Raw genomic sequence first — 10,623 nt, 5'->3', positions numbered from 1 at the left:
CGACCGCGGACCGATCGCACCCCCCGCTTACGCCGACAGCGACAAGGCCGTCGTCTCCCCGGCGCCGTCGGTATCCGGGGCGGCGTCCCCGTCGGGCTGGTCCGCGACGGGTTCGGCCGGCTTGGGCGCGGGCTGTTCGAAACGGATGATGGCCCGGGACAGATCCGGGCCGACGGCGCTGGCCCGCATCTCCAGCGACGACCGCCGCACGCCCTCTTTGTCGTCGTACTCGCTGGTGTAGATGTCGCCGACGACGATCACCGGCGCCCCCTTGTAGAGGCCCGCGCCGACCCCGGTGACCAGCCGTCCCCAGCAGTTGACGGTGATGTACAGCGAGTTGCCCGGCTCCCAGGTTCCGTCACCGATGCGGCGGCGGGAATTGCTGGCCACCCGGAAGCTGATCAACTCTTGGTCGCCGACGACGCGGCGGCGAAGATCGGTGACGATGCGGCCGACGACGGTCAGATGGGTCTCGAACATGGCTGGGGTCCTTTCGGTTCTGTTGGGTTGTCCGCCCTCAGTGGGCGTCAGGACCCCGACAGTCATGTGACGACTGTCGGCCCGCTCGAGGAGGGTGTGGATGAAGGGCGATGTGGGGACAGCTGCTCTCGGGTGACTGGTCCAGCCGGGTCTCGAGGACCTCACTGAGCGCATCGGCGACATTCCCGAGGCGTACCGGCAAGAACATTCACGCTGCCTGCCAGGCAAGCGCGATCGGAGCCGTCGTCGACGACCGAACCTCGCCGATACGGCAATCCGCTCTGAACCGATTGCGAACGTAACGCCACGGCGGCATCTCCGCGATTTCGCCGCCGTGGCGTTACGGTCGGTGAGCCGTCGATCAGTGATTGGTACCGCTGGCATCGCGGCGGGCCAGCTCGGCCAGCATCGCGTTATACGCGGCCAGATCGGCGCCCTCGTCGCGGTCAGCCGCCCGGTCGAGCCGTTTGGCGGTGCGCCGGTCGCTGCGACTCCATTGGATCAGCAGCGCTGCCATCACCACCACAAGCGGTATTTCGCCTGCAGCCCAAGCGATTCCGCCGCCGAGGTGCTGATCACCGAGGAGGTCGGTGTGCCAGCTCAAGTGCAGCGATCGGTAGAAGCTCTCCCCCAGCACGTCCTGCATACCCATCATCACCACGCCGAAGAATGCGTGCAGTGGCAGCGAGACGAACACCATCGCGATCTTGGCCACCGGCGGCAGCGGCCGCGGGGTGGGGTCGACACCGATCACCACCCAGTAGAACAGGTAGCCGCTCATCAGGAAGTGCAGGTTCATCAGGACGTGGGCGCCGTGGTTGCTGACCGCGGCGTCGAAGATCCCGCCGAAGTACAGGCCGTAGAAGCCGGCGACGAACATCACGGTGGCCACCACCGGGTGGGTGAAGAACCGCGACCACTTGCTGTGCAGCCCGTCGAGCAGCCACTCGCGCGGGCCGGGCGGGTTGCCCTTGCCCGCGGTCGGCAGCGCCCGCAGCGCCAGTGTGACGGGTGCGCCCAGCACCAGCAGGATCGGCACCAGCATCGACAGCAGCATGTGGGCGGTCATGTGCATGCTGAACATCGCCGGCATGTAGGCACCCAGGCCCGACGAGGTGGTGAACAGCAGGACCGCGCACCCCAGCAGCCAGGCGACCGTCCGGCCCACCGGCCACTGGTCGCCCCGGCGGCGAAGCCGGATCACCCCGGCCAGGTAGACCGCAGCGAACACTAGGGCCGCGGTGCCGAACACCAGGTCGAAGCGCCAGTCCAGCAAGATTCGCGCGACGGTCGGCGGCCCGGCCAGGTCGTACCCGATCGCCACCTCCGCCGGCGACGGGTTGGCCGACAGCGGCGGAGGCGGCGGGGTGCGGCCCAACCCGACCGCGATGCCGAAGGTCAGCCCGAACACCAGCGCCTCGACCAGCGCCAGCCGAATCAGCGCGCCCGGCGCCGGCGGATCGGCCGCCAGCGCGGCAACCGGTCCGCGGCGTTGCCGCCACCCGATGAGGCCCAGCGAGCACAGGGCCACGACTTTGGCCACCACCAACCAGCCGTATTCGGTGGTGAACAGGTCGGAGATCCTCATCCGGACCGAGGCGTTGATCAGGCCGGACAGCGCCATCGCGAGAAAGCACCAGAGCGCCACCGCCGAGAATCGCCGCGCCGCCAGGCCGGGGTGGTCGCCGCCGCGCATCGCGTGGGCCAGCAGCGCCAGCAGTCCGCCCGCCCACAGCGCGCCGGCCACCAGGTGGATCATCAGGCTGTTGGTGGCCAGGTCGTGGGCGCCACCGGCCGACGAATGCCCGGTCAGGCCCAGCGGCACGAGGGTCAGGAGCGATCCGGCCAGCAAGAACGGCGTCCACGACCAGCGCAGGACGGCCCGGCCGCCGATCGCAACCACCAGGGCCAGGAACGCCGTCCACCGCCAGGCACCGGCGGTGTCGACCAGGCCGGCCACCGACCACAACTGGACCGGGTTGAGGTGGTCGCGCAGCGGCTGACCGGACACGTCGGAGACGGTCAGCGGGACCAGCAGCGCCGCGCACACCGCCCAGGCCCCCGAGGCGGTGACGCCCATCCGCAGGGCCCGGTAGCCGGCGACGTCGAGCACCCCACTGTCTTGCGGCGGGGTGAAGAACGTCGCGAACAGAAACGACCCGACGGCCAGTACCGCCGCGATCTCACCGGCCGCCCGCACGAACGGCAGCCCCAAGGTGGTGACCGGTCCCGGGTCGGGCAGACCGGTCGCCGTCAGCGCATCGGCCAGCGACAGCGCGCCGATACCGGCGGCGGTGGCTCCGGCCAGCAGCGCCACCAGCCACAGCACCGGCCACACCGCGCTGCGGCGGTCGACGGGTGCGGACATGCGCTCCAGCGTATGGTCAGGCGCCCTGCCCGCGTAATTTCAGCTCGCGGGCGTAGAACTGCTCGGTGGACAGCACGCTGATGCGGTCCATGTCGGCCAGGATGCTGCGCAGCTCGTGCAGGAACTCGTGGCGTCGCTGCGACAGGTCGGTGGCGGCCTCCAGCAGGTGCTGATCGGCGGCGACCTGACGCGCCGTCGCGAACAGCAGTGCCGACACCGACTCGTTGCTGCGGATCCTGCCCTGCGCCGCGTACTGGGCTCCCACGCCCAGCGCCCGCTTGGTCAGTTCTTTCTCCTCGATCTCGGTCGGCGCATCACAGAGCACGTCGGCGACGATCTCGTAGGCCTCGAAGAACGGCCGCAGCATCGCGTGCGACATCAGCGGCTGCTTGCGGCGCAACAGGTTGTCCACGGCGTCACCGCCGGCGGCCACCTGGATCTCCCAATCGTCCTGCCACGACATCTCTTCGGCGAGATGCTCGCGAAACGCGGCCGAATCGGCGAAGTAGAAGTCGAACTTCAGCAGATCGCGCAGCCGCATCGCCTGGTCCCAGAACACCGCCACCCGGTCACCGTCGGGCGCGCGTCCGGCGTGGGCCAGCGCCAATTCGGCGATCGACGTTTCCAGGAACGCGTGGATGAGCGTATTGCGGTAGAACGCCGCCTCGTGTTCGTGCTCGGGGGCGATTCGCCATACCGGTTCGTGCCCGCCGTCGACCCGGGTCACCGGGTGCCCATTGGACAGCGCGTCCACGGCGGCGCGCACCCCTTCGGGTGTCCGCAGACGCAGGGCGCTGTTGGTGATCGGATTCTGCTTGCGCTCAAGGTAATCCAACGAGTCCTGCAGCGTGTGGTGCAGCTGGCCGAGGGTCAGCGCGCGGCCGCGGGTGGTGAGCAGCAGCGCCGACACCAGACCGGTCGCGTTGATCGGGGTGACGCGCAGGATCCGCCAGGCCACCTCGAACGCCATCTTCTGCATGGCCAGCCGCTTGGCGGCTTCGTCGCCGGCGATCGGGCCGCCCGGCTCGCCGAGGTACTGGCGCATCGACACCGCTTCGGGGAAGCGCACGTAGATCTTGCCGTAGTTGCGCTCCCCCTGCGCCTTGATGAAGTTGAACAGCCACTCGGCGCTCTCCGGGGTCTTCTCCCCACCCCGGGCGTAGTTGGCGTACTCGGTGGTTTCGTGGAGTTGGTCGAAGCTGATCGAGACCGGCTGCAGCAGGATGTCCTCACTGCGACCGTCCAGATAGGCGTCGGCGACGTAGGCGAGCAGACCGAGCTTGGGCGGCAACATCTTTCCGGTGCGCGACCGGGTCCCTTCGATCGACCAGCTGAGGTTGAAACGCTTCTGCACGATGAAGCCGACGAACTGGCGCAGCACGTACTTGTACAGCGGGTCGTCGAGCTTGCGGCGCAGGAAGATGACGCCCGAGCGGCGCATCAGCGGGCCCATGAACCCGAACGACAGGTTGATGCCGGCGAACGTGTGCGCAGGAGGCAACTTGTTCTCCTGCATCGCCACCGGGACGATGACGCCGTCGAGGTAGGACCGGTGCGACCAGAGCAGCACGGCCGGGTGGTCCTCCAGCCCGCGCCGCATCGACTCGATCTCCATGGTGTCGTAATCGATGCGGGGATCGAAGCCGCGGCTGAAGATGGCCCGCCCGAGGTTCGGGATCAGGTCGACGGAGAACCTGCTCCACCCGGTCGCCAGCTCGTTGAGCATCTCCTCGGCCTTGGCCGGGGTGGCGCCGGGGATCTGCTCCAAGCCGTCCATGAACCGCGAAGACGACATCAGCTCGTCGGTGATCAGTTGCGGCGACTTGTATTCCGGCCCCAGGAGCCGCAGCTCCATCCGTTCGATCGCCAACGCCGCGCGGCGCAGCACGAAGCGGGCGAAGTCGCGCGGGCTGTCCCCGACGGTGTTCTCGTGCCACTGCTGGCGCAGTTCGGACACCTTGGCCGGCTCACCGGCGACGATGCGCGCCCGCGACGGATCCTTGCGAAGGATGTTGCGCTGCAGAAGCTCCGGCGGCCGGTAGGTGTCCCGTCCGGACAGCAGGCCGACGATCTTCACCCGGGTGGGCAAGCCGCCCGGGACCCAGAACACCCGCACCGGGACGACCAGCCGGTCCTCCCCCACCCCGAGCTCCTCGACGAGTTGAGCCACCACCCCGGGCGGTGGATCGCCGGCGGGCAAGCGCAGCACCTCGACCTTGGTGTCGGGGTGAGCCCGTCGCTGCGCGTGCAGCCAGTCGTTGAGCAGCTCGAATTCGGCCTTCGACGACACCGAAGCCAGCACCAGCGCGTCGTCGGTGGTGCTGAAGTCGGCGAGGTGGTCGGTGTGGGTCATGCGCTGCCCTCAGAGCTCGGCGCCTTCTTGGCGGGCGCCTTCTTCGCGGTTGTCTTCTTGGCGGTTGTCTTCTTCGCAGGTGTCTTTTTGGCCGCCGCCTTCTTCGCGGGCGCTTTCTTCGCGGGCGCCTTCTTCGCGGCCGGTGTCTTCTTGGCCGTGGCGTCGCGGTAGATCTCCGGCACCGGCAGCGTGCCCTGCGGCCAATCCTTCAACGTGTCCAGATACAGCTGGCGCACCTCGGCGATGCGGTCCGACAGGTCGTCCAGCGTCCAGTCCGCGACCGAAAGGGGCGGGTAGACAACGATGTCCACCTCGCCCGGGTTCATGGTCGACGAATCCCGGGAGGCGATCACCTCCGCGTTGCGGATCACGATCGGCACCAGCGGAACACCGGCGGCCATCGCCAACCGGAAGGGTCCCTTCTTGAACGGGCCGACGGTGCGGGTGTCCAGCCGGGTGCCCTCCGGGGCGATCATGATCGACAGGCCCTTGGCCACCAGATCCTCGACCTCGTGCATGGTTTCGACCGCGGCCTTGGGGTCGTCGCGGTCGATGAACACGGTGTCGGTCAGCTTGCCCAGCGTGCCGACGACGGGGTCGTCCTTGAGTTCTTTCTTCCCGACACCGGTCCAGTTGTCCCGCAACAGCGACGCCACGATCACCGGGTCGGCGTTGTTGCGGTGGTTGAAGATGAACACCGCGGGCCGCTGCTTGCGCAGGTTCTCCTCGCCGAGCACGTTGAGCCGGACCCCGTTGATGGCGAGCAGCAGGTTGGGGAACGCGGTGGTGAAGAAGTTCAGGCCGCGGCGCCGGCTACGGGTCAGCGCGCCCCACCAGATGGCGCCGGTCGCGGCGGGCACCAGCGCGCCGACACCGAGCAAGGTGCGGACCTGACCCATCAGCCCACCGCTGCCGCGACTGGAGAACTGCAGGATCGGCCAGCCGCGGCGGCGGGCGACCGCGGCCATCTTGCCTTCGGGGTTGGTCGGCCGCGGGTTGCCGACCAGGTACATCAGCGCGACGTCCTCGTCGCCGTCGGCGTAGAAGTAGGAGTGCTTGAGGTCGATGTCGTTGTCGGCGGCGAACTTCTGCACGGCGTTGGCCTTGCCGGGTCCCCACAGGATGGGCCGGATCACTTCTCCGGTCAGCACGTCGTTCTCGTCGACCTCAAACCGGTTGGTCAGGGTGTTCTCGATGCCGAGGAATTTGGCCACCGGCTCGACCTGAAGGGTCAGCGCCGAGGAGCTGAGCACCACCGTGTGCCCGCGCTCCATGTGCGCGTGCACCAGTTCGCGCATCTCCGGGTAGATCCGCTTTTCGATCTTCTGCACGAACAACCGGTCACCGATCTCGTGCAGGTCACTCAGGGCGCGCCCGCGCAGCGCCTGCGATGCCTTGGTGATCAACTCCTCGAACTCCAGGCGGCCCAGCTGGTGGTTGAGGCCGGCCGCGATCATCGTGATCAGCTCCCCGATTCCCATGTCGCGGCTGCGGAACCGCTCCCGGGTGAGGATGACCGCGGTGAACCCGGCCACCAGGGTGCCGTCCAGATCGAAGAACGCGCCGATCTTCGGCCCCTCGGGGCTGGCCATCACCTCGGCGACCGAACCGGGAAGGCGCATTTCCTTGTCGCTCATCAGAAGGACACCGATCCGTTCGTGGAGGGTTGGGTGGAGACGTCGACGGGATCGGGAAACGACGAGGGCACCACCCGCGGCGGCGGGTCGCCGGCCAGCGCCAGCACCTCGTCGAATCCCTGCCGCAGGCACTGGGCCCACAGGTCCTCGTCGGTGATCGACGCGCGGTCGTAGCGGGTGGTCACCGTGGCGAAACCGCCGCGCGACACCAGCACCACCATCATCGCCACCCCGGGCAGCGGCCCGATGCCGTACTGGCGCAGCACCTTTGCCCCGGCGATATAAGTGTCACCGGCGTAGACGGGCACGTTGCTGGCCTGCACGTCCGAGGCGATCACCGATCCGGTCATGGCCTCCAGGACGGCGTCGGGCAGCAGCCCGACGACCGGCGCGACGGCGCCCATCAGGTCGATGGCCGCCTCCTCCCGCCGCGAGGTCATCTGTTTGCGGATCTTCTGGATGCGTACCGCAGGATCGGCGACGGCGATCGGCGCGGCGAGGTTGACCCCGGCGAAGCGGTTGCCGCCGGCCGGATCGGCCTCGGCGCGCAGGCTCACCGGCACCGCCATCGGCAGGCTGTTGATCGGCACGCCGAGCGCCTCGTGATAGCGCCGCAACGCTCCGCACAGCCCGGCCAGATAGGCGTCGTTGATCGAGCCGCCCGCGGCGTGGGCGGCCGCCCGCAGGTCGGACAGCCGCATCTCGATCGCTTCGCTGCGCGAGGACAGACTGCGCCGCCGCAGCAGCGGGGACGGGTCGGCCGCGCGGCCGATCACCCGACGGCCGGAGCGCGCGTAGTCGACGGCGTCCCACACGGCCGTACCCGGATTGCGCACCACGCGCCCGAGCACCGACAAGCCGCCCGACACCGCACCGAACAGGCCGCCGACGATGGCGCCGGGAAGGTGATTGAACCCCTCGCGCATCAGGTCGTTGGGCGTCAGATCCTGCGGAACCGGAAGCGGCGGTGCGGGGCGGGGCGCGGGGTCACGTTCCAGGTCGTAGATTTCGGCGAACATCGCGGTGGCGCCGACACCGTCGGTGACGGCATGACTCAGATGCAGCAGGGTGGCGGCCTTGCCGCCTTCCAGGCCTTCGACCAGGGTGGCCGTCCACAGCGGGCGGGAGATGTCCAGCGGAGACTGCAGGCTCACCTCGGCGAGGTCGAGAACCTCGCGCAACGTGCCGGGCTCGGGGACCCGGACGCGGCGCACGTGGAAGTCGAGGTTGAAGTCGGGGTCGACCACCCAGCGTGGCGCCGCCGTCGGCAAGGTCGGGACGACGACGCGCTGCCGCAGCCGCAGCACCTTGCGGGAGGCGTTCTCGAAGGCCGACCGGAACCGGTTCCAGTCCGGCGTGCTGTCGAGGATCTCGCACGCCATGATCCCCGACCGGGTCCGCGGATTGGCCTCGCCGCGATGCAGCAGCATGTCGAGGGGGCCGAGTTCGTCCGGCAGACCATGTTCATCGACGGGCCCGCTCATCGATCCCACCTCATCGACACCGGCACCCTCCCGTTCGCGGACCAGTCAGCGCTCATGGTTGCCTCGCGTCGCTCGCTCGCGCGGCGAGAACCACGCTAGTCGGCGCGCGGCGGTGGCGGGTATCGATTGTGAGTCGGCCAGACCTCAACCCACGCACAGCGAAGGCAGCAGCACGAGCACCGGCCACAGCACGGCCGCCACCACGTAGGCGACCACCTCGGCGCCGGCCGGAAGAATCCGGCCCAGCTGGTCCTCGAGCTGTTGCACTGCCTCCACGTGGAAGAAGGCCCACGTGAGTCCGATGAGCAGGTGCGGGATCGCCAGCCACATGGCGAGCTCGATCAACGCCGCGATGCTGACCTTGTAGTCGAGCACTCGGCGCAATCGGGTCATCAATTCGTCCACAGGCCCCTCCCCGAGTCTGAGAACGCAGCTTCTCACAAATTGCTCTGCCCGACGAGCGCCCGCACTGCCACTTGTGCGGTCGGACGAATCCGCGGCGGATGCCGACCGCTGACCTTAGCGTGATCTTATATTTACCTTATTTTTCTTAATTTGGGTGTACGGTGGGGGTCGCGCAGCAACCTCAAGGAGCCCGCCATGCAGACACCCGCACGCGTCGTCTTGATCACCGGAGCATCCCGAGGCATCGGAGCCGAGGTGGCCCGCCAGCTCGCCGCCCCCGACACGCACGTGATCGTGAACTACCGGGAACACAGCAGTCCCGCGCAGGCGGTCGCAGACGCGATTCGCGCGGCCGGCGGCAGCGCGTCGACGCTGGCCGCCGACGTCTCCGACGACGCCGAGGCGGCGGCCATGATGCAGCAGATCGCCGCGGAGTTCGGAAAGCTCGATGCGCTGATCCTCAACACGCCCGGCGGTGTCGAGATGCTCACCGACCCCGGCGCCGCGATGCGGCTCAACCGCGACACCCAGCGCCGGCTCGCGGTGCTGGCGATTCCGCTGATGCCGGCTGGGTCTCGCATCGTGTTCGTCACCAGCCACCAGGCCCACTTCTATCCGCACAAGGCAGTGCCGAAGGGCTACGCCGGACTGGCCGCCAGCAAGCGTGCGGGCGAAACCGCGCTCTACGCAATGCGTTCCGAGTTCGACCACGCGGGAATCCACTTCACGGTGGTCTCCGGTGACATGGTCGACGGAACTATCATCAGCGTGGCCCCGCTGCCCACGGACGAAGAATTCGCCGCCGCGATCGCGACCGCCGCGGTGACCGCGAGCCCGTCGTCGATCGTCTATGTCGGCGGCGCCGACTATTTGATGACAGTGGCCTGAGGTCAGCTCGCCGAGCTGACCGCGACCCGTCTGGTTCGCTTGCCCGCCGCGAGGTGCCTGCCGTAGACGATGCCGAGGAAGCTCGCCACGGCCTCGGCCGCCAGCTGACAACGCAAAGTGGCGATGGTGTCGAAGGCATGGTGGGCGTTGGGCAGTTCGGCGTAGGACACCGTGCGAGGACCGGACTTTCGCAGTGCGGCGGTGAATGCCCGCGCCTGCGAACTCGGGATCACCGCGTCACTTTCGCCGTGCAGCACGAAGAACGGCGGCGCGTTGCGATGGATGCGATGCAGCGGCGACGCGTCGCGGTAGAGCTCGGGGTGATCGGCCAGGCGCCGCTGCACCACGACGTGCTCGAGCAGCGGCATCATCAGCGGATGCATGTTGTCGGTGTTGGTCAGGTCGTAGACGCCGTAATAGGGCGCGGCGGCCTGCACGCTGGTGTCGGCGGCCTCGAAGCCAGGCTGCAGGGTGGGATCGCCCGCGGTGAGCGCGGCCAGTGAGGACAGGTGGCCGCCGGCCGAACCGCCGGTGATGGCGATGAAGTCGGGGTCGCCGCCGTATTCGGCGATGTTGGCCCGCACCCAGGCGATGGCACGCTTGACGTCGATGATGTGCGCCGGGAACGCGTTGCGGGGGCTGCGGCTGTAGTTGACCGAGACGCAGATCCAGCCCAGCTCGGACATCCGGGTCATCAGCGGATAGCCTTGGCCCCGTTTGTCGTTCACCGACCAGCCGCCGCCGGGGACGTGGATCAGCACCGGTGCGCGGTAACCCTCGGGCAGGTCGGGTCGGCGCCAGATGTCCAGCAGGTGGCTGCGCCCGCCGGGGCCGTAGGAAATGTTGCGCGTCTTTTTTGCGTAGCGCCCGCGATGGCGCATGGCGTCGAGGACGCCGGCCAGGTTGGGCCTGCGAGCCGTGTAGGCCTCGAGCGGGTGGTGCACAGCGGCGGTGTAATTCTCGCCGAAGGTTTCCCGCAGTGCCGAGTCGAGGACGGTGTCGGCGCGC

7 protein-coding genes and 2 pseudogenes are annotated in these 10,623 nt (G+C 68.6%); 1 reads left to right on the top strand and 8 read right to left on the bottom strand.

Annotated elements, in window-relative coordinates; genetic code table 11:
• Nucleotides 1-27 precede the first annotated feature (27 nt).
• The 7 genes and pseudogenes from MSZK_RS10660 to MSZK_RS10635 all read right to left on the bottom strand — a co-directional run bounded on the left by MSZK_RS10660 (nt 28) and on the right by MSZK_RS10635 (nt 8,727).
• A complete protein-coding gene (locus MSZK_RS10660) occupies nt 28-480 on the bottom strand; it encodes a single-stranded DNA-binding protein (RefSeq protein ID WP_099247538.1) in 453 nt (150 codons plus the stop codon).
• A 361-nt stretch (nt 481-841) separates the two neighbouring features.
• Nucleotides 842-2,848 carry a cytochrome c oxidase assembly protein gene (locus MSZK_RS10655; RefSeq protein WP_099247536.1) on the bottom strand — a complete coding sequence of 669 codons (2,007 nt, stop codon included), beginning with the start codon at nt 2,846-2,848 and terminating at the stop codon, nt 842-844.
• Between the two features lie 16 nt (nt 2,849-2,864).
• On the bottom strand, nt 2,865-5,201 hold the full coding sequence (locus MSZK_RS10650; RefSeq protein WP_099247534.1) for a glycerol-3-phosphate 1-O-acyltransferase: 2,337 nt from the start codon (nt 5,199-5,201) through the stop codon (nt 2,865-2,867).
• Nucleotides 5,202-5,221: 20 nt separating this feature from the next.
• Nucleotides 5,222-5,413 (bottom strand): annotated as a pseudogene (locus MSZK_RS33570) (HAD-IB family hydrolase); the annotation flags it as partial.
• 213 nt (nt 5,414-5,626) lie between these two features.
• A pseudogene (locus MSZK_RS10645) lies at nt 5,627-6,793 on the bottom strand (HAD-IB family hydrolase/lysophospholipid acyltransferase family protein); the annotation flags it as partial.
• A 44-nt stretch (nt 6,794-6,837) separates the two neighbouring features.
• Nucleotides 6,838-8,322, bottom strand: coding sequence for a wax ester/triacylglycerol synthase family O-acyltransferase (locus MSZK_RS10640; protein WP_099247723.1), 1,485 nt, complete (start codon nt 8,320-8,322; stop codon nt 6,838-6,840).
• A 144-nt stretch (nt 8,323-8,466) separates the two neighbouring features.
• The gene (locus tag MSZK_RS10635) at nt 8,467-8,727 is read right to left on the bottom strand and encodes a hypothetical protein (protein ID WP_099247530.1); all 261 of its coding nucleotides are present in this window, start codon (nt 8,725-8,727) and stop codon (nt 8,467-8,469) included.
• 195 nt (nt 8,728-8,922) lie between these two features.
• Between MSZK_RS10635 and MSZK_RS10630 the strand changes: the two genes are divergently transcribed.
• Nucleotides 8,923-9,615, top strand: a complete 693-nt coding sequence (locus MSZK_RS10630; protein WP_099247528.1) for an SDR family oxidoreductase — start codon at nt 8,923-8,925, stop codon at nt 9,613-9,615.
• Nucleotides 9,616-9,617: 2 nt separating this feature from the next.
• Here the strand turns inward: MSZK_RS10630 and MSZK_RS10625 are convergent.
• On the bottom strand, nt 9,618-10,623 hold a 1,006-nt coding region (locus tag MSZK_RS10625), incomplete at its 5' end, for an alpha/beta hydrolase (RefSeq protein WP_233211223.1).

Origin of the sequence: Mycobacterium sp. shizuoka-1 (assembly GCF_002723835.1) — a bacterium.
Taxonomy (GTDB): domain Bacteria; phylum Actinomycetota; class Actinomycetes; order Mycobacteriales; family Mycobacteriaceae; genus Mycobacterium.
This window is presented reverse-complemented; position numbering and strand designations above follow the sequence as displayed.

Excerpts from the sequence above, each read along its gene's own strand:
- MSZK_RS10660 (WP_099247538.1), bottom strand. The coding sequence starts at position 480 with ATGTTCGAGACCCATCTGACCGTCGTCGGCCGCATCGTCACCGATCTT.
- MSZK_RS10630 (WP_099247528.1), top strand. The coding sequence starts at position 8,923 with ATGCAGACACCCGCACGCGTCGTCTTGATCACCGGAGCATCCCGAGGC.
- MSZK_RS10640 (WP_099247723.1), bottom strand. The coding sequence starts at position 8,322 with ATGAGCGGGCCCGTCGATGAACATGGTCTGCCGGACGAACTCGGCCCC.
- MSZK_RS10655 (WP_099247536.1), bottom strand. The coding sequence starts at position 2,848 with ATGTCCGCACCCGTCGACCGCCGCAGCGCGGTGTGGCCGGTGCTGTGG.
- MSZK_RS10650 (WP_099247534.1), bottom strand. The coding sequence starts at position 5,201 with ATGACCCACACCGACCACCTCGCCGACTTCAGCACCACCGACGACGCG.